23 protein-coding genes and 1 pseudogene are annotated in these 24,586 nt (G+C 69.8%); 10 read left to right on the top strand and 14 right to left on the bottom strand.

Annotated elements, in window-relative coordinates:
- The first annotated feature begins 162 nt into the window (after positions 1-162).
- Positions 163-1,419: a serine hydrolase domain-containing protein gene (locus tag E2C06_RS20255; RefSeq protein ID WP_133290436.1), complete on the top strand. Its 1,257-nt coding sequence runs from the start codon at positions 163-165 to the stop codon at positions 1,417-1,419.
- Positions 1,420-2,279: 860 nt separating this feature from the next.
- Here E2C06_RS20255 and E2C06_RS20260 read toward each other — a convergent pair.
- Positions 2,280-2,711 carry a GFA family protein gene (locus E2C06_RS20260; RefSeq protein ID WP_133290437.1) on the bottom strand — a complete coding sequence of 144 codons (432 nt, stop codon included), beginning with the start codon at positions 2,709-2,711 and terminating at the stop codon, positions 2,280-2,282.
- 380 nt (positions 2,712-3,091) lie between these two features.
- Here E2C06_RS20260 and E2C06_RS20265 point away from each other — a divergent pair, with 380 nt between their 5' ends.
- The 4 genes from E2C06_RS20265 to E2C06_RS20280 all read left to right on the top strand — a co-directional run bounded on the left by E2C06_RS20265 (position 3,092) and on the right by E2C06_RS20280 (position 6,438).
- The gene (locus E2C06_RS20265) at positions 3,092-3,586 is read left to right on the top strand and encodes a cupin domain-containing protein (protein ID WP_241671380.1); all 495 of its coding nucleotides are present in this window, start codon (positions 3,092-3,094) and stop codon (positions 3,584-3,586) included.
- Positions 3,587-3,768: 182 nt separating this feature from the next.
- Positions 3,769-4,173 (top strand): nuclear transport factor 2 family protein, encoded by a 405-nt coding sequence (locus tag E2C06_RS20270; RefSeq protein ID WP_277751857.1) that lies wholly within the window; start codon positions 3,769-3,771, stop codon positions 4,171-4,173.
- Positions 4,174-4,554: 381 nt separating this feature from the next.
- Positions 4,555-5,220 (top strand): glutathione S-transferase family protein, encoded by a 666-nt coding sequence (locus tag E2C06_RS20275; protein WP_133290438.1) that lies wholly within the window; start codon positions 4,555-4,557, stop codon positions 5,218-5,220.
- A 6-nt stretch (positions 5,221-5,226) separates the two neighbouring features.
- Positions 5,227-6,438, top strand: coding sequence for an MFS transporter (locus tag E2C06_RS20280; protein WP_133290439.1), 1,212 nt, complete (start codon positions 5,227-5,229; stop codon positions 6,436-6,438).
- Positions 6,439-6,442: 4 nt separating this feature from the next.
- Here E2C06_RS20280 and E2C06_RS20285 read toward each other — a convergent pair whose 3' ends face one another.
- The 3 genes from E2C06_RS20285 to E2C06_RS40630 all read right to left on the bottom strand — a co-directional run bounded on the left by E2C06_RS20285 (position 6,443) and on the right by E2C06_RS40630 (position 8,711).
- The gene (locus E2C06_RS20285; RefSeq protein WP_133290440.1) at positions 6,443-7,378 is read right to left on the bottom strand and encodes a LysR substrate-binding domain-containing protein; all 936 of its coding nucleotides are present in this window, start codon (positions 7,376-7,378) and stop codon (positions 6,443-6,445) included.
- Positions 7,379-7,420: 42 nt separating this feature from the next.
- A complete protein-coding gene (locus tag E2C06_RS20290) occupies positions 7,421-8,230 on the bottom strand; it encodes an enoyl-CoA hydratase-related protein (protein WP_241671381.1) in 810 nt (269 codons plus the stop codon).
- A gap of 166 nt (positions 8,231-8,396) precedes the next feature.
- The gene (locus tag E2C06_RS40630) at positions 8,397-8,711 is read right to left on the bottom strand and encodes a DUF1127 domain-containing protein (RefSeq protein WP_338324219.1); all 315 of its coding nucleotides are present in this window, start codon (positions 8,709-8,711) and stop codon (positions 8,397-8,399) included.
- A 267-nt stretch (positions 8,712-8,978) separates the two neighbouring features.
- On the opposite strand from E2C06_RS40630, the gene E2C06_RS20300 reads away from it, so the two are divergent.
- From E2C06_RS20300 to E2C06_RS20330, 5 genes are all read left to right on the top strand, one after another.
- Positions 8,979-9,401 carry a nuclear transport factor 2 family protein gene (locus tag E2C06_RS20300; RefSeq protein WP_165982517.1) on the top strand — a complete coding sequence of 141 codons (423 nt, stop codon included), beginning with the start codon at positions 8,979-8,981 and terminating at the stop codon, positions 9,399-9,401.
- Between the two features lie 127 nt (positions 9,402-9,528).
- Positions 9,529-10,134 carry a LysE family translocator gene (locus E2C06_RS20305; protein WP_133290492.1) on the top strand — a complete coding sequence of 202 codons (606 nt, stop codon included), beginning with the start codon at positions 9,529-9,531 and terminating at the stop codon, positions 10,132-10,134.
- Positions 10,135-11,138: 1,004 nt separating this feature from the next.
- Positions 11,139-12,428: an MFS transporter gene (locus E2C06_RS20315; protein ID WP_206664614.1), complete on the top strand. Its 1,290-nt coding sequence runs from the start codon at positions 11,139-11,141 to the stop codon at positions 12,426-12,428.
- A 489-nt stretch (positions 12,429-12,917) separates the two neighbouring features.
- Positions 12,918-14,114, top strand: a complete 1,197-nt coding sequence (locus E2C06_RS20325) for an MFS transporter (protein WP_165982518.1) — start codon at positions 12,918-12,920, stop codon at positions 14,112-14,114.
- Complete coding sequence (locus E2C06_RS20330; RefSeq protein WP_206664615.1) at positions 14,111-14,989, top strand: PhzF family phenazine biosynthesis protein; 879 nt, start codon at positions 14,111-14,113, stop codon at positions 14,987-14,989. Before E2C06_RS20325 ends, E2C06_RS20330 begins: the two co-directional genes overlap by 4 nt.
- A gap of 367 nt (positions 14,990-15,356) precedes the next feature.
- On the opposite strand, the pseudogene E2C06_RS20335 reads toward E2C06_RS20330, so the two are convergent.
- The 10 genes and pseudogenes from E2C06_RS20335 to E2C06_RS20380 form a co-directional block, all read right to left on the bottom strand.
- Positions 15,357-15,627: pseudogene (locus tag E2C06_RS20335) on the bottom strand (IS3 family transposase); the annotation flags it as partial.
- A gap of 20 nt (positions 15,628-15,647) precedes the next feature.
- Complete coding sequence (locus E2C06_RS20340; RefSeq protein WP_133290447.1) at positions 15,648-16,244, bottom strand: alkylhydroperoxidase domain protein; 597 nt, start codon at positions 16,242-16,244, stop codon at positions 15,648-15,650.
- Positions 16,244-16,840, bottom strand: a complete 597-nt coding sequence (locus E2C06_RS20345) for a CMD domain protein (protein WP_133290448.1) — start codon at positions 16,838-16,840, stop codon at positions 16,244-16,246. Before E2C06_RS20345 ends, E2C06_RS20340 begins: the two co-directional genes overlap by 1 nt.
- A gap of 16 nt (positions 16,841-16,856) precedes the next feature.
- The gene (locus E2C06_RS20350) at positions 16,857-17,885 is read right to left on the bottom strand and encodes a putative FMN-dependent luciferase-like monooxygenase (RefSeq protein ID WP_133290449.1); all 1,029 of its coding nucleotides are present in this window, start codon (positions 17,883-17,885) and stop codon (positions 16,857-16,859) included.
- Positions 17,882-19,486 carry a dipeptide ABC transporter ATP-binding protein gene (locus tag E2C06_RS20355; RefSeq protein WP_241671382.1) on the bottom strand — a complete coding sequence of 535 codons (1,605 nt, stop codon included), beginning with the start codon at positions 19,484-19,486 and terminating at the stop codon, positions 17,882-17,884. The genes E2C06_RS20350 and E2C06_RS20355 overlap by 4 nt, the downstream gene beginning before the upstream one ends.
- A complete protein-coding gene (locus E2C06_RS39525) occupies positions 19,483-20,313 on the bottom strand; it encodes an ABC transporter permease (RefSeq protein ID WP_241671383.1) in 831 nt (276 codons plus the stop codon). Before E2C06_RS39525 ends, E2C06_RS20355 begins: the two co-directional genes overlap by 4 nt.
- The gene (locus E2C06_RS20365; RefSeq protein WP_133290451.1) at positions 20,310-21,248 is read right to left on the bottom strand and encodes an ABC transporter permease; all 939 of its coding nucleotides are present in this window, start codon (positions 21,246-21,248) and stop codon (positions 20,310-20,312) included. Before E2C06_RS20365 ends, E2C06_RS39525 begins: the two co-directional genes overlap by 4 nt.
- Positions 21,245-22,882 (bottom strand): TIGR04028 family ABC transporter substrate-binding protein, encoded by a 1,638-nt coding sequence (locus E2C06_RS20370; protein WP_193560484.1) that lies wholly within the window; start codon positions 22,880-22,882, stop codon positions 21,245-21,247. Before E2C06_RS20370 ends, E2C06_RS20365 begins: the two co-directional genes overlap by 4 nt.
- Before the next feature lie 458 nt (positions 22,883-23,340).
- Positions 23,341-23,943 carry a dihydrofolate reductase family protein gene (locus E2C06_RS20375; RefSeq protein WP_241671384.1) on the bottom strand — a complete coding sequence of 201 codons (603 nt, stop codon included), beginning with the start codon at positions 23,941-23,943 and terminating at the stop codon, positions 23,341-23,343.
- Between the two features lie 35 nt (positions 23,944-23,978).
- Entirely contained in the window at positions 23,979-24,497 is a 519-nt protein-coding gene (locus tag E2C06_RS20380; protein ID WP_133290454.1) for an SRPBCC domain-containing protein, read from the bottom strand.
- Between the last annotated feature and the right edge of the window lie 89 nt (positions 24,498-24,586).

A 24,586-nucleotide genomic window follows, 5' to 3' on the forward strand; every position in this document is an offset into this window, starting at 1 on the left:
GCCGGGGACCTCTTTGCCGGGCATATCTGGATTGCGATGACCTCCATCATCGCACGCCGGCTCGTCGCTCAAACCCAGGTGCAGTAAGGAGTTTAATCGCGTACAGCTTCTTAGCGACACAGCGGCAGATCTACGCCGGCAACTGACACCGCGGGAGGCGACATGGCAGCAGTCTCCGAAGACAGTCAGGCGGCCGGTCTGCACGACGGAGGCCCCCTTCCCCGCGCTGCTCCGGAAGCGGTGGGCATGTCATCCGAACGCCTTGCCCGCATCATTCCCATGTTGCGTGCCGAAACTCAAGCGAGGCGACTGCCAGGGGCCGTCCTTGCCGTCGCACGGCGCGGGCATCTCGTGTTTTACGAAGCCATCGGCTACCTCGATGCCGACCAAAGCACCCCAATGCCGCTGGACGCGATCTTCGCGATTGCCTCGATGACCAAACCCATTGTGGGTGCCGCCGCACTGATGCTGCTGGAGGAAGGCCGGCTCGGGCTCGCCGATCCGGTGGAGCGCTACCTGCCGCAACTGGGAGCCAGACGGGTTGCGGTGCTGAACGAGCCAGTTCTGTCCGGGTGCGGCCCGGTAGAGACTGTTGTGGCGGAGCGCTCGATCACGATCGAAGACTTGATGCGCCACACGTCCGGCCTCACATACGGCGGAAGGGGCACGACAGCGGTGCACCGGCTCTACCCCGCCTCGTCGGACGCCGCAGGAGCTAGCCTTACCGCTGCAGAGTTCCTCGATCGCCTGGCGGCCGCTCCGCTGCTGTTCCAGCCCGGGACAGTCTGGGACTACGGCCTGTCTATTGATGTGCTCGGATTGGTGGTTGAGGCCATCGCGGGCCAGGGGCTCGGCGGCTTCTTGGAGCAGCGACTGTTCCGTTCGCTTGGCATGACCGACACCGGCTTCCAGGTGCCGCTTGGCAAACTAGGGCGCCTCGCCCGTCCGCTGGCGCGCGACCCCGACACCGGCGCGACGCAGACGGTACCGGACCGCGGCAAGGCGCTGCGCTTCGAATGCGACGGCGCGGGCCTTGCCTCTACTGCTGCCGATTACCTCCGCTTTGTCCAAATGCTGCTCGATGGAGGATCGCTTGGTGGAACCCGTGTGCTCGGTCGCAAGACCGTCGAGATGATGCGGATGAATCGCCTGGCATCCGGGATCGAGAACTGCATCTCCGCTGTCGACCCACTCTCAGATGGCTACGGCTTCGGGTTGACGGTTGCCGTGCGTGAGCGGGCAGGCAGCCTCATGGGCAGCCCCGGGGATTTCTTCGGGAACGGCGCATATGGAACGCACTGGTGGGCCGACCCGCAGGAGCAGCTGGCTGTGGTGTTCATGGCGCAGACGCCGGGCCTGCAGCGGCGGCACTACAGGCAGATCGTGAACGCCCTCGTTTACCAAGCGATCACCGACTAGCGGGACGGCAGGCATGCGGACCTCCTGGCACCGTGTTGTGCCTTTCGCCATCCTGGTCGTGGCGACCTTTGCCGCGGTTGCTGCGGAAGCGCAGCAGCGGCCGCCCTTTCCGCCTACCCGAGACGTGGCCGTCACTTACCGGGTGGAAAACGGCAACCAGCCTACCAGCGCACGCTTGGCGTGGTCCGTTGAGCTGCGTGCGCTGCGGGCCGACTTGCCCGCTGGTACGCCTGCCTCTCTGAGTGGAGTTCCCTTGCCGCCTGGTGCGTGGGTAGTGGTGAATCTGCGTGCCGCTCGCGCTTTTGCCGCGGATGATGGCACCGGCCTCGTGCTCGACCTGCCTCAACTCGCTGCCCGGGCTCAGGCGGGCGAGCGCGCGCTGGCCGGCGCTCGCGCAGTCCGTGAAGGGGTGGACCGTGTCGTGGGTCTGCCATGCACTGTTTGGCGTCTGGAGACAGCGACGAAGCCGCCGAAGGGCCGTCCGATACGTATCTGTCTAACGGCTGATGGCGTGCCGCTGCGCGCCGAGGAGGAGGGCCGCAGGGCCCGTGCCGAGGCAACTGCTATCGCGTACGGGCCGCAGGACGCGATCCGCTTCCAGCCGCCCCGGGGAGGCTTGGCCGGCGATGCCGGTGGCGCCCTGGGTAGGGCGCTCGGTGGTATGCTGCGCGGTAGTCAGGGTGGCGCGCAGGACATACTGCGGGGGCTGCTTGGCCCTCGACCTTGATCAGAGGCTGCTCGAAGCCAGACAAGAAGATGCCGGACAGGCCCACCGTCGCCCGGGCGGGGCAACAAGCCGGTCGCTGTGCCCGTCGCGCGCTCGGCGTTCCTTGTCAGTTGGCCGAGAAGGTTGAGTGTGCCTAGTGATCCGGCTGAGTCTCGAACGCTTCCACACCCGCCGGGATGACGACCCAGGGCTGCGCATTGCGCGTGAAGAAGTGGTGAGTAGGCCGCACCCAGGAGGTGTCATCAAGCGTCCCAGCACGGACCGCCCTCGTCAACCCCGCCCGAATTCCGCGCGGCCTCGGATCGCCGAAAATCCATGTGCCGCAGTCCGGGCAAACGCGCCGCTGCTTGACCCGGCCGCTCAGGGTAACGCCACCGAATACCGACCGCGCCTCACCGCCGGTCGATCGAAACGCCTGGTCGGGAACCAGTACAGCAACGGAAAACGCGCTTCCCGTTCCATGCTGGCAATCCGCGCAATGGCAGACGTAAGCGGCGACCGGGGGCTTCAATATCTCGTAACTGATGCTGCCACACAGGCACCTGCCGGTCAGCGGCAACTTCACGGCAAGCGGCCTCCCTGGTGCAGAGGTTCATGGCGAACCTCGTCAGTGTAGCAGAAGGCAAGCGGGAATGTCTGCCACGGGCGTCAGCCTTCCCTTTGCAATCCGAGCCATCACGGGACAAGCAGGCCTGACCTCCTGGCTCGCCTTTCCATGCCCGACAGCTGTGCCGCGAAGGAGACCGTATCGTCGGCAGGAGCATGACGCGGCACTCGCCGTAGCCACGACCGATGCACGGCGCGGTTCGTGCCCGCACGTGAACCAGCCTACGCCGGCATGAGGAGAGATCATTTACCGAATGCGTCCGGCGCGGCTCCGGCGCATCGCCGTCGCGGTATGCTCACCCCGTCCGACCATAACTTGCTTCGGCCAGGAGAATGTCCATGAGCGATGCCGCGCGAATGCCGCCACCCGCCGCCATCGTCGCGATCGAGGCACCCACGCGCGCGAAGGCGAGCAATTACCCGCAGCCCTTTGCGGCCCTCGTAGCCGGTCGCGTGAAGCGACCGTTGGGAGACATCTTCGGCCTGCGGAATTTTGGAGTCAACCTGATCTTGCTTCGGCCCGGCGCCGCTTCTGCCCTTCACCACGTTCACAGCCGCCAAGACGAGTTCATCTATGTCGTCGAGGGCGAACCGACGCTGTTCACCGATGCGGGGCCTCTGCGGCTGCGGCCCGGCATGGTGGCCGGCTTCCCGGCGAACGGCACCGCCCACCATCTGGAGAACCGGACGGAGCGTGACTGCACCATCCTCGAGATCGGTGACCGCACTGCCTTAGACGAGGGACGGTACCCCGACGACGATCTCGCGGCTGTCCTGGGCGCGGATGGCCGGTGGCGTTTCACCCGGAAGGATGGAACGCCCTACGAGGCGTGATCCTGCTGCACCCCCACGCGTGGATGACGGCCCTGCGCGCGTCGCGTCGTCCCGCCTCGGGTGGCATTCCAGACGTCAGTCCCACGGCCCACTTAGGATCCCCTGAACACTACAAGTAAGGCTGACGTCATGACGCAACATCCGATGACAACCCGGCGGCGGATGCCGAAGCACGCGCGGAGCTGACCCGAGCCGTGCAGCGGTACTTCGACCTCATGTACGATTGCAACACTTCCGCTTTCGCTGCGGTGTTCGCCCCGACCGTCCAGCTGCATGGACATCGCGACGGCTGCTTCGTCATGTGGCCGGCTTCGACGTACAAAGCCATCCTGCAGGAGAGGCAGTCGCCGAAATCGCTCGGCGCGGTGCGCGCCGACGAGATCCTTTTCATGGATCTCGTGTCCGACGCCATGGCGTTCGTGAAAGTGCGCGTGCAGATCGCCGCCAGGGAGTTCGTGGATTACCTGACCTGGCATCGCATCGAGTCCAGATGGCTGTTCACGTCCAAGGGTCCAAGGGCTTCCACCTCCGGTCCGGCCGCAGTTCGAAGCGGGCCTGACGGCGCGCACCCCGGCCTGTCCGCGTAGCGACGGCCCGCGGTGTGGTAGCGCCCCCGATCACAGGCCGGGGAAAGATTGGAGCCCATCGCCTGCGGGCGGCAGTGCACGTCCCCAAGCTCCGTCAGCCACGACGTCGGCGATGACCGCAGCCCCGGGGCATGTGGCGCTCGGTAGCCGAGCAGCGCCGGCAATGGCCGCCATCCGGCGACGGCTGGCGGGACCGGCCGCGTGGATCTCCTCATCGGCGCTGAACAACGCTCATGCGTCGAAGCCGGCTGCACCCGGAATCCCTCGCGCCTTGAATGACTTGAGCCGCCCCAGCGGCGCTCTCCACGTCGCGGGGCGGCCCGTGGCTCCGTATCCGACGCTTGGCTAGCGTCGTGCGGCGATGTTCGGAGCACGGATGCGATGATCCTGGTCGGTCAGTTTGACTCTCCCTTCGTGCGGCGCGTCGCCGTCGCGCTCAACATCCTGGGCCTGCCCTACAGGCACGACCCCTGGTCGGCCTTTGGCGACCCCCGCCGCCTGGCCACACTCAACCCGCTGGGGCGCGTGCCAGCCCTCGTGCTGGACGACTGCGACGTGCTGATCGAAAGCGCGGCGATCCTGGACCACCTGGACGAGATCGCCGGCGAGGCCCGCCTGATCGCGGCCCGCGGCCCGGAGCGCCGCACCATGCTGCGCATCTGCGCCATGGCTACGGGTGTATGCGACAAAATGGTCGGCCTTCTCTACGAGCGGCTCATGCACGACACGGTCTCTGAGGTCTGGGTGGGGCGCTGCTCCGCCCAGATCGAGGCTACGCTGTCCGCGCTCGAGGCAACGCGTGCCGGCTGCGGCACGCCATTCTGGTTCGGCACGACGCCCGGCCATGCCGACATCGCGGTCGCCTGCGCCCTCCGCTTCCTGGCCGAAGTGCATCCGCGGCTCGATGCGCCGGCTTGGCGGCCGCACCTGGCGGCCCACGCCGCCGCCTGCGAGGCGATGCCGGCCTTCGCCGCCGCCGTGCAGCCCTTCGCTGCGCCACGTGGGACATTGCAACGTTCGGTCGCGGCCGGCGCCGCAAAGGACTAGCGCGGCTTGTCGGCAAGGCCAGGCCTTGGCCGCCCGCTCGTCGCGCTCCTCGCGGCGGCCTGCGGCCTCTCCGTCGCCTGCATCACCTTCGCCGAGCCGCTGCTCGACGACATCGCCGACGAGTTCGGGATCAGCCACGCCGCCGTCGGGACCATCACTACGGTCACGCAGGCCGGCTACGGCTTGGGCTTGATCTTCTTGGTGCCGCTCGGCGACCTGGTGGACCGTAGGGGGCTCGTGGTGGTTCATACGCTCCTTGCCGCGGCGGCCCTTCTCGCTGTCGCGCAGGCATGGTCCGCCCCTGTCCTGTTCGCGGCCTTTACTGCGGTCGGGCTGCTGGCCGTCGTGACGCAGATCCTCGTCGCGCACGCGGCTCTCCTCGCGGGTCAGTCCGAGCGCGGCCGGGTCATCGGTCTCGTCACCAGTGGCGTCATCACGGGCATCCTTCTTGCACGGGTGGTTGCAGGGACGCTCGCGGATCTTCTGGGCTGGCGTGCGGTCTATCTCGTCGCAGCGGGCGCGATGTTTGTCGTTGCGATGCTGCTCCTCGCCCTCCTGCTACCTGGGCCGCGGCCCGCCGTGGTGTTGACCTACCCGCAACTCATCCGCTCGCTCGTATCGCTCTTCGTCGATGTGCCGGTTTTGCGTATCCGGGCCACGCTCGCCAGTCTCATCTTTGCCGCCACCGCGGTGCTCTGGACGCCTCTCGTCCTGCCGCTGACGAAGGGGCCCTTCTTACTGACGCGCATGCAGGTCGGCCTCTTCGGACTGGCCGGTGCCGCGGGCGCGATCGGCGCGGCGGTCGCCGGCAGGCTTGCCGACCGCGGCCACATCCAGCGGACCACCGGTGTTGGGCTCCTGCTGATGCTGGCGGCCTGGCTTCCGATCCTGCTGATGCATCGAACGCTTGCCTTCCTGGCATTCGGCGCGCTGCTGATCTCCTTCGGGCTGCAGGCCGTGCACGTGTCGAACCAGAGCCTGATCTACGCGACGCGCCCCGACGCCCGCAGCCGCCTCGTCGCGGGCTACATGGTCTTCTACTCCATCGGTAGCGCGCTCGGGGCGGTCGCCTCCACCCTTGTCTATGCGCGCGCGGGCTGGCCGGGTGTGTGCTGCGCCGGCGGCGCGCTCAGCGCGGTCGCAGCGGTCTTCTGGTGGCTGACGCGGCACGTGGCTCCCGGCGCAGTGCCGCCGCGGTCCGGCGACACTGCCCCATGATTGCTCACACCGCCGGCGTCACGCTGTCCAGTTGTTCGCGCAGCCATGCCGCGAACAGCCGTCCCTCGCGCTGGCGCAGCAGGCCCGGGCGGGTGACGAGCCAGTAGGCAGTGCTGCCCTCTACCGGCTCGTCGAGCGCGCGCACACGGCCCGCTGCAATGTCTTCGGCGCAGACCGGGAGCCGTGCCAGGGCGAGGCCGAGGCCTTGCGCGGCGGCGTTCAGCGCAAGTTGCACCGTGTCGAAGTGGAGCCCACGCGACGGATCGGGCGTCGGCAGGCTGCGCAGCGGCGCCCACGCCGCCCAGTCCTCACCAGCGGCCGTCACGTGAATGGCCGGCAGGCGCCGCAGGGCTTCGGGCAGCGACAGCCGGCAATCCGGCGCTGCGACCGGCACCAAGCCGACCGGTACCAGGCGGTGCCACTCCGCCGGTCCGACGGGCGCCGCAGCCATCCGGATGGCGAAGTCGAAGCGCCCGTCGCCCAGCTCCACATGCTCACGCTCCGTCGAGATCGCGAGATCGAGCGACGGATACTGCCGGCGCAGATCGACCAGACGTGGCAGCAGCCATCCCGTTGCGAAGGTTGGCGCGACGCTGCCGGTCAGCCGGCGCCGCGTCGTCGATCCCGTCAGGCTCTCCACGCAACGGGCCAGGCCTTCGAAGGCGCGACTTGCCTCGCGCAACAGCTTCTCTCCCGCGGGCGTGAGGCGCATGCCACGCTGGTCGCGGTGGAAGAGCGGCACGCCCAGCGCGTCCTCCAATGTGCGCACCCCATGGCTGACAGCGCTCGGCGTCACGCCCAGCTCGGCGGCAGCCGCCGTGAAGCCGCCACAGCGACCGGCCGCCTCGAAGACCCGCAATGCGGACAGGGGGGGCAGTTTGTACGTGATGGGCCAGTAACCTCCGCCACCATTCCATGGCAGAGACGGCCGGGTTTCCATAGACAGGTAAGCATGGCTGACATGTTCCGGCGCCGTGTCGCCTCAGCGTCCGATGAAATGGGGCGCCCGCTTCTCGACGAAGGCCGCGACCCCCTCGACGGCATCGCGCGTCGGCACGATCGCCGCGAAGGACGCCTCTTCGATTGCGAGGCCGCCGTCGATTGCCGCGTCCTGGCCGCGATGTATGGCCGACAGCGCCGCGGTAACCGTGAGGGGAGGCTTCGACGCGATCTCACGTGCGAGCCCGAACGCCGTCGGCATGAGCGCCTCGTCCGCCATCACACGGTTGACGAGGCCGAGCCGGCGCGCCTCCTCGGCGCCGAAGCGCCGGCCGGTCAGGATCAGCTCCGTCGCGGCCTTACGGCCGATGTTGCGCGGCAGGCGCTGCGTTCCGCCGAAGGTAGGGATGATGCCGATGTTGATCTCGGCCTTTGAGAACACGGCCGAGGCCGCGGCGACCGCAATATGCGTCGCCTCCACCAGCTCGCAGCCGCCGCCGAAGGCGAGGCCGTTGACGGCAGCGATGATAGGCTTCGGGTAGGCATCGACCCGCGCCGTCAGGCGCTGCCCCGGTCGTAGGAAATGCGCGACAGCCGCACGCGACCCCGTTCGCATGTGCGGCAGGAAGCCCTTGATGTCCGCCCCAGCGCTGAAGGCGCGGCCACTACCGGTGAGGATAATCGCGCGGACCTCCGCGTCCAGCTCCAAGGCGTCGAGGGCCACCATGAGACGGCCGATCAGCTCGCTGTTCAGGGCGTTGAGCGCTTCGGGGCGCGTCAGCGTCAGGACCGCGACGCTGCCGTTCACGGCGACGCGGAGAGGCTCAGGCCCGTGCGTCGGATCTTGTTGCACAATGTTCTCCTTGTGCCGATGATGTCGGCTGCCAGCGCGTCGCGTCGGCGGGCACAACATGCCGGATTGCCTTTGCCCCTGCGGGCATCATCAGCCTCGCTACTGCTCGCCGACCACCGACGGCAGCATCGCATGGCGGTCGCGGAGCGAGGCGGGAGGCGCAAACCTAGGCCCGCCAGACCGGCTTCCTCGCCGCGTGCCGAGCCTCGCTTCGGGAGATCCCGATGTCGCGGAGCTCGGTGTCCGGCATGCCCAGGAGCTCCCGGCGTTCCTCGGCGCGGAGCCGCCAGAGCCGGATCATGGCGAACAAGCGCCGTAGCAGGGTGGCCTGATGCTGCGCATCCCGTGCGGCGGGTGGCCCGCTTTCCCCGAACGCCAGGCAGTCGCACGCCGAGGGTGGCGCGCGGTCACAGTGGGCGGCACATGCCGCCTGCGTCTTGCTTCGGATCGGCGCTGCTGGAGCATGGGCCAAGGTCGTCATGCCGCCATCGTCGTCGTGCGTCGTCGTGGTGGCGAGCGAGAACTCCTCATGCCGGCTGAAGCCGCCTCAAGGCGCGCCTCGGTGGTCACCGCGGAGCCGCCGACCGGCCAGCCGCCTCTTGGGCCGCACCGAAGCGAGCTCCTTCCCCCAAATCCCTTCGATGAACGGTGCTCATAGCGCGCGCGCCGTTCTCACTCGCGGAGCCGGGCGGGCGCACGCAATCTGCCACCCCGCAGCCAACCCTGGAAAATCCGACCGATGAACGTAATGCTGGATCGTGCCGGGATGCTGCGGCACGCGACGGAGTGGATCGCGGCCTGGAACCGGCGCGACCTTAAGGTTGTGCTCGGCGCCTTCCACGAGGAGGCCTCATTCCGGAGCCCGCGCGCGGTTCCGATCACGGGCGTGCCACTCGTCCAGGGGAAGTCGGCGATGGAACGGTATTGGCGAGCGAGCCTGGCACGTCTCCGCGCGCTCGAGTTCTCGCTTCTCGGCGTCGTCTGCGACGTGGAGGCGCAGGCGATGCTCGTCCACTACCTCGCCCATCTCGACGGCACGACCTTCAGGGCCGGCGAGCTTTTCCGGTTCAAGGATGGGCGGAAGATCTACGCCGAGGCACTATACGGCGACGCCGACGCGCATTTTGCCGCGCCCGGGACGGCAGCTCCGGTTGCGGCTGCGCCGGCATGACTGCGCTGGCGCTCGCGAACAAAGGTCGCCGCCCAGAGGGGCACCGTCCTTCCGGAGCATCGCCGAAGCACCCTCCGCTGCAAGGCGCTATCGTCCTTGGCTCTGGCCGGCTGAATTCCCGGCCGTGATGGGCCTGCCGCAACCGGACGTCCTGTCGCTTGTCGCCTTCGCCGGCATTGCGACCGTAACGCCCGGCGGCGCGAACCTCCTCGCGGCCAGCTCGGGCGCACGCTTCGGCTTGATGCGGAGCCTGCCGCTGCTCCTGGGCTTCTCACTCGGCTTGGCGGCGCTGGTCGGTGCCGCGGGAATCGGTTTCGGAGCACTCCTCGAAGCGGCGCCCATCCTTCGGCTCGTGATGCGCAGCGCGGGATCTGCATACGTCCTCTGGCTCGCCTGGCGCATCGCCTCGGCAGGGCGACCGGAGCCGCCGGGTTGGGACGGCACCGCGCCGCCCGGCTTCCTGGCGGCGGTCGTCTTGCTGTGGCTGAACCCGAAGGCCTGGACGACGGCGGTGGCGGCTTCGGCCACGTATGCGGGCCTCGTGCCCGGATTGGTGCCGCTTGCCGGCCTGCTGGCCCTGGTGTTTGGCGTGGCGGCGGCGGTGTCCCTCCATCTCTGGTGCGCCTTCGGCATGCTGCTCGCCCGGACACTCCGGACCGAGGCGCAGTGGCGCGCCGCGAACATCCTGCTCGGGTCGGCGCTCGTAGCTTCGCTTGTCCCGATGTGGTCTTGAGGCGGACGGTGCGGCCGACGGCCTGGTTGGCAGCGCAAACCTAAGCCGTTACGTCGACGCCGCAATACATCAGGCGACCCGGATGCCGGACCGCATAACCGCCAACCTTCCCGCACGCAGCCTTGCGGACATCGCCCGCTTTTATGAGGCGCTCGGCTTTAGCGTGGAGTATGCGGGCCCCGAGTGGATGACGATGCGTCGGGGACCGCTGGAGCTCGAGTTCTTCCCTCATCCTGATCTTGACCCCGCATCGTCTTGGCACAGCGCCTGCGTTTGGGTCGCGGACGTCGAGGCGCTTTAACGGCTATGGGCGGCTACCGGCCTGCCTAACCAAGGCGTACCACGGATTGCGGAGCTGCATGATGGACCTTCCGGGCGCCGCTTGTTCGCGCTCGTGGATCCGAACGGAACTCTCCTGCGCTGCTTCGACGCCGCCCGGTGACCGCCGGGCGCTTGCTCACGCGGCACCACCCCGGCCAGCGGCTCCCCCACAGCCCTGCCTCCATAAGGTGCGCGAGACCCGCGAGCCCATCGCGCATCCGGGGCCAGGGTGCGCGAGGCTGTAGTAGCGTGCCTGTCCTGCTTCTCCATTGCTACCCGGCCCTCCTCCGAGAGGTGTCCGAGGTGGTCGCTCGCTGGCTGCAGGGTCACACCTGCGGTTGCGACCAGTTCGGCAGCCGTCATCGCGCGACCTGATATCAGCGCGGCCGGCACCGCGGCCCGACTGAGCTCGCCATCGAAGAAGGCGATCTCTGCAATGACGGCGGCGATGGCATGGGTGGTTGAGCTCCCTCCGGGATGTGCCTCCGCCACCGTAGCAGGCCATGCCCGCGACACTTCGACACTGGCCGCAGCATCGCAAGGAGCAGGTAAGGCAGGTTCGCGACTCCAACCGCAGGACCACTCATGACCGCCGCAGAGCTTCTTCCCGCCTCCACGCATGTGATGGCCGACCGGGTACGGCACGGGCACGACGCGGATGCCCAACTCACGGCCTCCCTCGCGTGAGCGCGGCGGACGGCAATCACGTACCGCGGTCTTTCCTCGGCTGGCGCGTGGCGTGGGCCGCATTCACCGTGGCCGTGTTCGGCTGGGGCGTGGGCTTCTACGGCCCGCCGGTCTTCCTCTTCGCCGTGCATGAGACGCGCGGCTGGTCTGTCACGCTCGTCTCGGCCGCGGTGACCTGCCACTTCCTGCTTGGCGCGCTCCTGGTGGCGAATCTGCCTGCACTGCACCGGCGCATCGGGGTCGCTGGCGCGACCCGCCTCGGCGGCGGCCTCTCGGCTCTCGGAGTCGCGGGGTGGGCGCTCGCCGCCGCGCCGTGGCAGCTCTTCCTGGCCACCGTTGCGAGTGGGGCCGGCTGGGCGATGACGGGCGCGGCGGCGATCAACGCGATGGTATCGCCCTGGTTCGTCCGTCGACGACCGGCTGCGCTAGCCATGGCCTACAACGGGGCAAGCGTTGGCGGCGTCTTGCTCTCGCCCCTCTGGGTGGCGCTGATCGGTGCCCTCGGCTTCCCCCTTGCCGCGGGGGCGGTCGGGGGCGTCATGGCCCTCGCGCTTTGGCTCCTGGCGGGCCGCTACTTCGCGCAGGGCCCTGCCGTCCTCGGGCAACAGCCCGACGGCGACGATGCGGGCGTGGTCGCCGCCCGGACGCCGTCGCCCTACGCGCCGCTCCCCGGCCGATCGCTCTGGCGCAATCGGCGCTTCGTCACTCTCGCCCTCGGCACCTCGATTGGCCTGTTCGCGCAGATCGGGCTCATCGCGCACCTGTTCTCCCTGCTCGTCGCACCCTTCGGCGCGCAGCCCGCGGGCTGCGCCGCGGGGCTCGCCACGGCCTGTGCGATCGTCGGGCGCACGGGCATGGGCTGGCTTATGCGGCCCGCGACCGACCGGCGGGTGGCCGCGGCGGGCAATTACGTCGTCCAGCTCACGGGCTCGCTCGCGCTTCTCGCGGCAGGCGGGAGCGACCCGGCACTGCTGCTGCTCGGGATTGCCCTCTTTGGCCTCGGGCTGGGCAATGCAACATCGCTGCCGCCAACGATCGCGCAGAGCGACTTCGTGCCCGCCGATACGGCGCGCGTGGTAGCGCTGGTCACCGCGTCGAGCCAGGCGGCCTACGCCTTCTCACCTGCAGCGTTCGGCGTGCTGCGCGAGGGCCTGGGGGCCGAGGCGCTGTTCCTCTCCGCGGCACTCCTGCAGGCCGCCGCGGCCTGCGCGGTCTTGCTCGGCCGGAGCGCGCAAGCCGCGGCGCGGAGAAGGGACGCAGGCGATGGGCAGCGCCCCATCGCCTAGAGCACGAGATCCCCGAAAATAGAGCAATATCTGGCCATACTGATTCAGTCAGACCGGATATTGCTTTAGGGACTGGTCATCCCGTCCGCGCCGTGCGGAGATGCCTGCGCCCTGCGATCAATTCAGCGCCTCACCTTCCGGCCCCGCCCGCACGAGCTGCGCGAGAACCGCCAGCCGATGGCGCAGCCGGTCCAGGCCGGGCGAGGACTTCACGCTGGCAGACATCGTGCTGGGGCTCTCCACGAATCGCTGGCTGCTGACGCCAATGGCCCGTCCGGCCTTTCGCTGCACGGGCTCCAACGGGATTTCGTGATCGCGGTGCCTGTAGGACCGGAGCGAACGGAGGGTCGTGGACCGTGAACGCATCTCGCGGCGGGTGAAGAGAACTCCGTTCCTCGTCGCGCAGGGACCGGCGAATGTAGCGCAGGAACGCACAGGGACCGGAAACCGATGACTGACGTGGAGGAAAGCCCTGGCCTTTGGCGGATCGTGCTGGTCGCCGCCGGTGTGATGGCCGTGTCCATGGGGCTGCGGCAGTGCTTCGGCCTGTTCCTTGCACCGAGCATCGCGGAGCTCGGTGCGTCCGCCGCAGCGTTCGGCTTCGCGGTAGCGCTGCATAACCTCGTCTGGGGACTGTCGCAGCCTTTCGTGGGAGCGCTCGGCGACCGGTTCGGGGCGTGCCCCGTGCTGATCGGCTGCGGGCTGCTCTACACCGCAGGGCTCCTGCTATTCGCGGTGTCGGGCACTGGGTTTGTCGCGCTCGACCTCGGAATTGGCTTGCTGACGGGGCTCGGCATCGCGGGCACGGGGTTCGGCGTGCTGCTCGGCGCCGTGTCGCGTGCCGCGCCGCCGGAACGGCGCGGGCTGCTGGTGGGGCTGGTGTCCGGCGCGGGCTCCGCCGGCGTCCTGGTCCTGGCGCCGCTCGGCGAGGGGCTGATCGCTCAGGCCGGCTGGCGCGACGCGGCGCTCGCCTTCGCGGGGATCTGCGGTGCGATGGTCGCGGTCTCCCTGCTGATCGGTGGCGCGCCGGCGCAGCATTCGGCGAAGCGGGCGGCATTGCCGGCGTCGGGCGCGTGGAGCGCAGCGAGGACGGCCATGGCCCATCCCGGTTTCGTCACGATGTCGGTCGCGTTCTTCGCCTGCGGCTTCCAGCTGATGTTCATTACCACCCACCTCCCGCGCTTCCTCGGGCTGTGCGGGCTCGCGCCCTCCGTGGGCGCCGCGGCGCTTGCCGTGACTGGCGTCTGCAACGCTATCGGCTCCTACGCCTTCGGGGTGCTGGGGCAGCGCTACAGCCCGAAGCGGCTGCTGGCCGGCATCTATGCGACGCGCACGACCGCGATCGTAGTCTATCTCGCCACGCCGATCTCGGCTACCAGCACACTGCTCTTCGCCGCGGTGATGGGCGCAACTTGGCTGGGCGTGGTGCCTCTGGTTTCCGCGCTCATCGGGCGGCTCTTCGGCCTCGCCAACTTCAGCCTGCTCTTCGGGCTGGCCTTCGTGTGCCACCAGATCGGCGGCTTCGCTGGGGCCTGGATGGGCGGCATCGTGCTCGACGCGACGGGCAGCTACGACGCCGCCTGGTGGGCGCTCGTCGGTATTGGCGCAGCCGCGGCCTTGCTGCAATGGCCGATGGACGACCGGCCGCGCATGGCAGATGGCCGGTCGCAGGAGGCGGAAGCATGAACGTTGCGGTGGCAGGCCGGGATCTCCGATTGTTCATAGAGCGGCTCGCCGCTTTCTCGGTCGGCGGGTCCGGCGGTAACCGCGCGGGAGTCGCGCTGCTCGACGCGCTGCCGCCAGCTGCCGAGATGCAAGCTGCGGCTGCGTGGATCGGCTATTCCGAGACCGCTTTCGCAGCCCCCGAGGAAGACAGCTGGCGCGTCCGCTACTTTGCACCGAAGGCCGAGGTGGATTTCTGCGGCCACGCCACCATAGCGCTGGGCGCGGCCCTGGCGATCCGCAATGGAGGCCGCGACTTCCGCCTCCGCCTCAACCACGCGGCTATCACGGTCGAGGGGTGGGAAGAAGCCGGTGCTATGGCGGCCGCCCTCGTGTCGCCGCCCGCCACGAGCCGCCCCGCCTCGCCGGCGCTGGTCGGGGACGCGCTGCGGCTGTTCGGGCTTACGGCCGCCGACCTCGATGCGCGGATTCCACCTGCCGTCACCCACGCCGGCGCCACCCACCTCGTCCTCGCGCTGCGGGACCGGGCAAGGCTGGCGGCCCTGGCCTACGACTTCGAGGCGGGCCACGCCCTGGCTCTGCGCGAGACGATCTGCACCTTCAACATCGTGCAGGCAGAGGGGAGCCGGCGCTTTCACGCCCGCAATCCCTTCCCGTTTGGCGGCGTGTATGAGGACGCGGCAACGGGGGCCGCCGCGGCGGCGCTGGGCGGCTATATCCGCGACCTCGGCTGGCTGCATGGCGGCGGCATCGAGGTGGTGCAGGGCGAGGACATGGGCCACCCTTCGCTGCTGCGCGTCGGCATCGGGCCGGACCCCGCGGAGGGGCTGCGCGTCTCCGGGCAGGTGCGGTGGCTTGCGGAGCCGGCAGTGCCGTGAGCGAGGCGTGCGCATCCGCAGGACCCCTGGCCGGCCGAATACGGCATCAAGCAGGGCCGTGTCCTGATCCCGCGCCGGCCTGCGGCGGGAGCGCCAGCGCGCACTCCGCCTCCGGTCGATACGGGACAGGAAAACGAGGGCAGCCCGCGTGCTCGCAGCGGCTGATCTTCAGCCCCAGCCGCACTGTGCCGGGCAGCATCACCAGATGACGGCGGTTCTCATATCGCAGCTGCATGTGCCCGCCGCACCCCGGATAATCCTGCCGCATTGGAAGCAAGACACGCTCCCGTTCCGGCCGCCGCCGTGCCGACACCCTGGCCATCTCGCGCCCCCAGGAACCACCGATGACAGCTCCCTCAACGCCCCACCGCAGCCAGCTTTGCCAGCCCAGTTTTTTCAGCAGCCGCAGTTCAAGCGCCTGCTTGGCCACGACCTCTTTCAGCGTGCGCGCTTCCTGGAACAGGGGCTTGACCTCATCGGTGGTCGCCGCGCGGGCCGTATCGCCCGTCAGGCGCCGCTTGCCGTTCGGCGCAGTGCGCTGAACCCAGGAACTCCTTCGACCAGGAGTAGTACAGGCTCTCGGCAATGCCTTCGCGGCGGCACAGGGCAGCGATGCCCGATCTCCACGCACGCAAGCCATTCGGTCCGCTCGTCGGCATCAAGTCGCCGGCTCCCCGAGCGAGAGCATCAGCCGGTTCGCCCAGTTAAAGAAGGACGCGGCGTGGATCAGGTCGCTGATCGCCAGGTCGTTCAGCCCCGCGGCGCGCAGGCGCGCGACATGCTCCGGACCGAAGCGCATCGGCGTCTCGGTCAGCGCGACGGCGGCGGCGACGATGGCGTTCCAGCGCTCGCCCAGTTCGGCGCCGGTGCCCTTGGCCAGCAGCCGGTCCACATCCTCCTGCCGCTTCGAATAGGTCGTGGCGAAGCGGGCATGCACCGAGGCGCAGTAGATGCAGCCGTTGAGGCGGGAGGCCGCGGCGGCGGCCAGCTCGCGTTCGGCGCGCGGCAGCCCGGCCTCGGTGTTGTAGAAGATGTCCTTGTCGGTGCGGGTGCGCGCCTCCAGCGCCGCCGGGTCGCGCACCAGCAGGCGGAAATAGCCGGACTTCACCCGCGCCGGATCCACCAGCGCCGCCACGTGCTCGGGCGTCAGCGCGGCTTCCGGCATCGGCTCCAGCCAGGGCAGCCAGTCCAGCTGCGCCCGGGTGAAGACGGCGGGAACGGTGTGGCCTTCCGGCCTGAGGATGGCATCGGTCATCACGCGGCCCCTTCGGCCAGAGTGTCCACCAGCACGCGCAGGCCGGCGACGACCCGGACCTGGTAGGCGAGAAAGGAGACGATCTGCGACAGGGTGACGATCCCCGTCGTGCTCCAGCCCGCCGCCAGCAGCGGCGCGAAGCGCTCCGGCGCCGCGTCGCGCGGATGGAAGACCAGGAAATGCGCATGCGGGAGCGCGGCGGCGAGCCGCGGGCCGAGCGCCTCGGCGACCGCCAGCGGCAACGCCGCTTCCGCGCCGGGCGCGTCCTCGGCGCTCAGCGGCCCGGCGGGGAAGCGGCCATAGGGACCGGTGCCGGCGGTCGCGGCGATCGCCTGCGCCACCGCCTCGGACAGTGCCGGCGACTGCGCCGCAAGCGCCGCCCGGTAGTGGTCGGCGGTCGGCGAGGCGCCGTGCAGGCCGGTGACATAGGCGCCGATGGCGAAGCGCTCGGCGAGGCTCAGCTCGCCCGGTACCGCGGGGGCGAAGAGCGCGCGGTAGCTCGCCTCCGACTGGTCGCGCGCCACGGCGCGGCGGGCGCGGATGGCATCCAGCGCCGAGCCGGGCGCGATGCCGACCAGGCTGTCGATCAGGTCCATGGGTCCTCCCTTCCCGTCAGGCGGCCGGCGCCAGCGCCTGGCGGCCCCAGCCCAGCGCCGGCGCCACCTGCTGCGCCACCAGCTCGATCGAGCGCAGCACATGCGGATGCGGCGGGTCCACCGAATGCACCTGCACTGCCAGCTCCGTCGCCCGCGCCAGCACGCGGTCGCCGGCGAGCGAGGCGGCGACATCCTCCGGCGTGCCGAGATGCGTGTCGGAGCGGCGGATCAGCTCCTCCACCGTCGGGTTAGCCCCGGCGCTGGCGCGGCCGAGCGAGACCAGCCGCTCATGAAAGCGCCGGAGGCCGAGGCCTGCGAAGCGCAGCGCTTCCGCCCGGTCGTCTGCGGCGAAGACGGAGCGGGAGGCGAGGATCCGCGGCGCGACGCCCGCCGGCAGCGCGGCGACGTAGGCGTCGATCATCGGGTCCTGGATGTCTGCCAGGGTCGCATCCGGCCTGTCGGCCGGGCGCGGCTGGGTGCGCGACAGCAGCAGTCCCGCACCGAGCTCGCCCGCCCGCTGCGCCCCGCTGACGGAGAAGGTGGCGTACCACAGCCGGCCGAGCAGCGAGGGATGCACGGGGTAGAGCTGGTCGCCGCTCGGCAGCGGCCGCCCGGCCAGCGCATCCAGCAGCACGGAGAGGTTGCGCTGGAAGGCCCCGCCGCGCTCGGCATCCGCCAGGCCGAAGGCGGCGAAGGCAGCCGGGTTGCCGCCGGAGCCGACGCCCAGTTCCAGCCGGCCGCCCGACATCAGGTCGAGCACCGCCGCATCCTCGGCGACGCGGATCGGCAACTCCATCGGCAGGGTGACGATGCCGGTGCCGAGGCGGATGCGCGTGGTCCGCGCCGCGACCTGCGCCAGGAAGACGAAGGGCGCGGGCAGCCCGCCCTCGTCGGCGTGGAAATGGTGCTGGGCGATCCAGGCGGAGTCGTAGCCCATCGCCTCGGCGTGCAGGATCTGCGCCAAGGCGAGGCAGTAGCGCTGGCCGGCATCGCCCTCGTCCAGCAGCCGGGTGAAGAAGCCGAGGCGCCGCGGCGCGGTGGTCATGGCACGGACTCCAGGATCTGGGGCGCCGTGCGCCCGGGAATGGCGTCGATCAGCTCGCGAGCATAGTCTGAGCGCGGGGCGTGGAACACCGGCTCGACCGGCCCCGCCTCCTCTACCCGCCCGGCCCGCATGACTGTGACCGTGTCGGCGATCTGCCGCACCACGGCGAGGTCGTGGCTGACGAAGAGGTAGCTGAGGCCGAGGCTCTGCTGCAGCTCCTCGAGCAGCGCCAGGATCTGCGCCTGCACGGTGACGTCGAGGGCGGAGACCGCCTCGTCCAGCACCAGCACGCGCGGCTGCAGGATCAGCGCGCGGGCAATCGCCACACGCTGGCGCTGCCCACCGGAGAGCGCCCGCGGCTGCCGCGCCAGCAGGTCGCGCGGCAGGCCGACGCGCTCGGCCATCGCCTCGACGCGGTGGCGCCGCTCGGCGGCGGGGACGGGCTCGAAATTCAGCAGCGGCTCCTCGACGCTCCGCGCCACGGTCTGTCGCGGATCGAGCGAGGCATAGGGGTTCTGGTAGACGAGCTGGACCTGCCGGCGGAACTGCCGCAGCGCCTCGCCGCGCAGCGCGGCGACATCGGTGCCGCAGACCGTGACCTCGCCGGCCGTCGGCCGCAGGAAGCCGGCGACGCAGCGCGCCGTGGTGGTTTTGCCGGAGCCGCTTTCGCCGACCAGCGCATGGGTGGTGCCCTGGCGCAGTTCGAAGCCCACGCCGTCCACCGCGCGGAAGGGCACGCCGTCTCGGCCGGGGAAGTCCTGCACCAGCCCATGCACCCGCACCGCGATATCCCCGCCCGCCGACGCCGGCCGATGCCGGTGGGTCGAGAGCGAGGGCGCGTCCCGCAGCAGCTGCCTTGCATAGGCGCTGCGCGGCGCCCCCAGCACCTGCCGCACCGGCCCGGCCTCCTGGATGCGGCCGTCGCGCAGCACGACGATCCGGTCGGCGCGATCGGCGGCGACGCCGAGGTCGTGCGTCACCAGCAGCACCGCCGTGCCGTCCTGCCGACGCAGCTCGTCCAGCAGGTCGAGGATGCGGCGCTGCACCGTGACGTCGAGCGCGCTGGTCGGCTCGTCCGCCACGATCAGCGCCGGCCGCAGGGCGACGGCGATGGCGATCAGCACGCGCTGGCGCATGCCCCCCGACAGCTCGTGCGGATACTGCGAGGCCCGCAGCGCCGCCGGCTCCAACCCGACGCGCTCCAGCAGCTCGATCACCCTGGCGCGGATCCTTCGCTCGTCACGCTCGCCATGGATGCGCAGCACCTCGGCGACCTGGGCGCCGACGGTGCGCACGGGGTTGAGTGAGGTGACGGGGTCCTGCGGGACGAGGCTCATCCGCGCGCCGCGCAGTGCCGCCAGCCGGCGTTCGGGCCAGCCGGCGATGTCGGTGCCGGCGAGGCGCACCGCGCCGCGTTCGATCCGCCCGTTGGGCGGCAGCAGGCCGAGCACCGCCATGGCGGTGGTGGTCTTGCCCGAGCCGCTCTCGCCGACCAGCGCCAGCACCTCGCCCGGCGCGATGCGGAAGGCGACGTCCTGCACCACGCGGCGGTCGTCGTAGCGGATGGCAAGGTCCTCGACCTCCAGCAGCGGCGCGGTCACGGGGACGGTCCGCCGATGCCGCGGCCGATGCGCTCGGCCGAGAGCACGACGAGGACGACGACGAGGCCGGGCGAGGCGGTCAGCCACCAGGCGCGGGCGAGGAAGTCGCGCCCCTCGGCAATCAGCAGGCCCCATTCCGGCGTCGGCGGCGGCGCGCCATAGCCGAGGAAGCCGAGGGTCGAGAGCGCCAGGATGGCCGAGCCGAATTGTAGCGCGGCCAGCGCCAGGACCGAGGTGAGCGAGTTCGGCAGCACGTGCCGCCACAGCACCGCGGCGAAGCGGCCGCCGGAGCCGAAGGCGGCCTCGACATAGTCGCTGGCGCGCACCCGCAGCACCTCGGCCCGCGATAACCGGGCGAATTGCGCGACGGCGACGATGCCGACCGCGACCGCCGCCTTGATCGAGCCGAATCCGAGCAGGATGATGATAGAGAGCGAGAGCAGCAGCGCCGGGATGGCCAGCAGCGTGTCCACCAGGCGCATGACCGCGGCATCCACCCAGCCGCCGCGGGCGCCGGCCAGCACGCCGAGCCCGGTGCCGAGCAGCAGCCCGACCGCGACGGCGACGAAGGCGCCGGCCAGGCTCTCCCGCGCCCCATAGACGACGCGGGCCAGCTGGTCGCGGCCGAGCCCGTCGGTGCCCAGCGGATGCGCCCAGCTCGGCGGCAGGAGCTGCGCGCCAGGGATGCCCTCCACGGGGCTGCGCGCGGTGAAGAGGCTTGGCGCGACCGCCCAGGCGAAGACCAGCGCCAGCACGGCGCAGGCGAGCCACAGCCCGGGCCGCAGCCGCGGCAGGCCGGCGCGCAGCGGCAGCGCCGCGCCGCTCATGCCGCCCGCCGGCCGCGGGCCAGCCGCGGGTCGAGCACGGGGTAGAGCAGGTCCACCGCCAGGTTGATCAGCACGAAGGCGGCGGCCGAGACCACGACGATCGCCTGCAGCACCGCGACATCCTGGTTCGCCACGGCCTGCTGCGTCAGGCCGCCCAGGCCGTTGAGGCCGAAGACCGCCTCCGTCACCACGGCGCCGCCCAGCAGCTCGCCGAACAGCACGCCGGCCATGGTGAGGGTCGGCAGCAGGGCGTTGCGCGCGACATGCCAGCGCAGCACCCAGGCGTGGGAGGCGCCCTTGGCCCGCGCCACGGCGACGAAGGGCTCGGCCAGCACGGCGTCGATGTTGCGGATCAGCACCTGCGCCAGCGGTGCGGAGATCGGCACGGCGATGGTGGCGACGGGCAGAGCCAGCTCCTCCCAGGGCTCGGGGCTGATGATGCTGATCCAGCCGAGCTGGAAGGAGAAGAGCTGGATCAGCATGATGCCCAGCCAGAAGACCGGGACGGCGACGAACAGGGAGGGTACGGACCGCACCAGGCCGCGCAGCCAAGACTGGCCGCCGAGCGTCGCCAGCCCGGCGAGCAGCAGCGCCAGCAGGCTGGCGGCGGCGAAGGCCAGCGCGGCGAGCAGCAGGGTTGCCGGCAGGTTCTCCGCCAGCAGTTGCGCGACGGGCACGCCGGCGCGGATGGACGTACCGAAATTGCCCGTCAGGAATCCGCCGGCCGTGTGCAGGTACTGCCGCCAGAGCGGCGCATCCGCGCCATAGGCGAGGCGGATCTCCGCCAGTTGGTCCGGCGTCAGGCCGAGCTCGAGGAACTTGATCAGCACCGCATCGCCCGGCAACGCCTGCAGCAGCAGGAAGGCGAGGGTAAAGGTCGCGGCCAGCACCAGCAGCGCCTGCCCCACCCGCTGTGCCAAATGGCGCGCCATCATCGCGCTGCGAGCCAGGCGCCGTAGAAGCTCGGCCGGCCCACCGCCTCGAAGGCCATGCCGCGCAGGCGGGTGGAGGCGGCGAAGACCTGCGGCTCCTCGAAGATTGGGATGGTGTAGGCCTGGTCGATGACGTAGCGCTGCACCTCCGCGACGAGGTCCAGGCGCTTCGGTCCGTCGGGCTCCGAGGCGATGCCGTCCAGCAGCGCGTTCAGCCGGGCGTCGCTGAAGCTCTGCACCTTGCTGGCGACGCCGCCGGCCTGCAGCAGCACGTTGCGGGTCAGCGGGTGGTACTGGCTGCGGATCACGTCCGGATCTGCGCGGCCGACCATGGCGGGTGCGACCGGCGTGCGCACGGGGTCGAGGCTGTCGAGGGTGCGGCTGCCGAGGTCGCCGGCCAGCACGTTCAGCCTGACACCCACCTTCGCCCATTGCTGCGCGACGAGCTGAAGCGTGTCCTTGTTGCGCGGCTGCGGCGGGCTTTCGTAGGCGGTGAGCACCAGTTGCCGATCGCCCTTCTGCCGCAGGCCCTGCGCATTCAGGGTCCAGCCCGCCTCCTCCAGCAGCTTCGCCGCCAGCGCGGGGTCGTAGGTCAGCTTCTCCGCCAGGTTGACATAGCCCTGCGCGGTGGAGGCGATGATGGAGCTCGCCTTTGGGTAGTTGGGCGAGAAGAGCGTGTCGACGATCTCCTGCGCATTGGTCGCGTGCAGCAGGGCGCGGCGCACCGCGAGCTCGGCGACCAGCGGGTTGTCGGGGCGGAAGACGACGCTGTTGTTCACCCCGCGGGTGGAAGGGGCGAAGAGCTGGAAGCCGCGGTCCTTCACCTGCTTTTCGTCATAGGCCTGAATCTGCCGAATGACATGCGCCTGTCCGGCCAGCAGTGCGCCGATCCGTACGCTGTCCTCGGCCGTGACGACGACGCGGATGCCGTCCAGCAGGGCGCGGCCCTGGTGCGGGTGGTTCCTAGGGCCCCAGGCATAGTCGGGGCGCGCCGCCAGGACCAGTTCCCGCCCGAGATTCTGCCGCTGCACCACGAAGGGGCCGGAGCCGATGATCTTTGTCGCATCGCCGAGCTGGTCGAAGGGCGTCGACAGGGTCTTGAGGGAGACAAGGCCGGAGCCGATAACCGCGGTGCCCTGCAGGAAGCCCGGCGCCGGGCGGCTGAAGGCGAAGCGGACCGTCAGCGGGTCGATCACCTCACTGTGCAGGTAGTTGCTGATGACCTCGGAGACGGGGTAGCGCAGCTCTTTATTGCCCAGGCCGAAACTGTCAAAATTGCGCGCCACCGCCTCGGCATCGACCTTCGAGCCGTCGGAGAAGGTGACGGCCGGCCGCAGCCTGAACACATAGTCCGTGCGGTCGGTGTTGACAGTCCAGCTCTCGGCGATCCAGGGCTCGATCTCGAGCGTCTGCGGGTTCTGCCAGGTCAGCTTGTCCGTCAGCTGGTTCAGCACGCCACCGTTGGGGTAGAAGCCGCCCGCCGGCGGGTAGAGCTGGGTATAGGTCTGCTGCTCCAGGTAGATCAGCGTTCCGCCGCGCACCGGCATGGCCGTGGGCTGCGCGTTGGCCTCGCGGGCAGCGAGCAGAGCGGGGGCAGCCAAGCTGGCGAGCAAGGCGTCACGACGGTTCAGGCTCATAGGCGGTCCTCTGGTTTCGCTAGCCATTTGCTTGGCGGGTCGTGCCGGCATTCGAGGCTGCGTCCCGCCGGCACCGCTGCTCTCCGGTCGGCAAACGCCCGCGCACGAGACGCGCAATCAAATTGATGCCGTGCCTGCGGCGCTCGCATCAGTTCGAGCACGGGCGTACTCTGACATTCTACGCCTTGTCCGGAGGAAAGGCAGCAGAACGGCTCGCCCTGGCAGATATTCCACACATTGAAAGTGGACGCAATACTTAAATACCTATATAAAATCGTATTATTCGTGGTCAGACGCCACCTTGCGCCGCGACCGACACAGTTTGGCCTCGCTGCATCCGAAGGTTTGCGCCGCCCACCATGGTTGCTTCGCGTCCAAAGGCAGCCGCGGTTGCCCGTGCGAAGTTTCGGCATCGCCTTGACCTCGAATGGCCGAGGCGCCCGGTCCTTTCCCGGCGGTCAGCGCGTCAGCACGACGTGGGTCGCCAGCTCCGTCGGGACCGTATCTGTCACCCGATAGCCGAGGCTTGGCAGGTCGATGCCGGCGAACAATGGCTCGCCCCGGCCCAGGACGACGGGCGACACCGCGAGGTGCATCTCGTCGATCGCGCCCGCGAGCAGATACTGGCGGACCGTCGACACGCCGCCGCCAACCTTGACGTCCAGGTCGCCCGCGGCGGCCTTAGCCCGGGCGAGCGCCGCCTCGATCCCCTCGGTGACGAAGTGGAAGGTCGTCCCGCCATCCATCACAATGGGCGCCCGGGCGTGGTGGGTGAGGATGAACGTCGGCGCGTGGTACGGGGGATTGTCGCCCCACCAGCCCTTCCAGTCGGGCCCACCCCAATCGTCGCCTGCCGGCCCGAACATGTTGCGGCCGAGGATGAAGGCGCCGAAGCCCTCCATCGAGGCTTGGGCGAAGCGATCGTCGGTCCCGCCGTCTTGCCCGATCATCGACCGGAAGGTCCGGGTAGGGAAGAACCACCTGTGCAGCTCCTGGCCCCCCTTGCCCATCGGATGCTCCAGGCCCTGGCCCAGGCCGGCCCCGAAGCCATCGATGGACACCGCGAAGCACCTCACACGCACCTTGCCCATGGCTATCAGACCTTTGCATTCAGGGTGACAACGAGGTCGTCCAGCTGCTCGAATTGCTCGCCCCACCCGCTGGTGCTTCCACAGGCTATGGCGTCGTCGAGCGCTTCTTCCGAAGGATAGCGCTCGTGCACGACGACCCCTGTCGCGCCATCCTTTTCCTCGAAGATCACCGTGGTGATGGCCCCACCTTCGCCGCCTTCGTCATTGGTCCAGACGAGGCGGGAGGGTGGCGTCACCTCGAGGTATCGACCGAAGAACGCCATGGGCTGCTGGGAGGAAGGATGGCCCATCAACAAACGGTACGTGCCACCGGTGCGAACTTCGGCCTCAAAGGAGATCAAGGAGACGCCGCACGATTTGGGCGCCCACCATCGCTGAAATAGCTCTGGCTTGGACCAGGCTTCGAACACGATGCGCGCCGGGCCATCGACGGCCCGCGCGACGACGAGCTCCCTTTCCGACGTCCGCTCCACCGTCGTGCGGGGCTTTCCGGCGGCGGGGTCACTCCGTCTGCCTGCGTCCATCGAGTATCTCCCTCTGCTTCGGTTCTTCGGCAATTTGGTCCAGCGCGTCGAAACGCGCGTCCCACAGCCAGCGGCGTTCCTCGATCCAG

The organism is Dankookia rubra, from assembly GCF_004355005.1.
In the GTDB taxonomy this organism is placed as follows: domain Bacteria; phylum Pseudomonadota; class Alphaproteobacteria; order Acetobacterales; family Acetobacteraceae; genus Paracraurococcus; species Paracraurococcus ruber_A.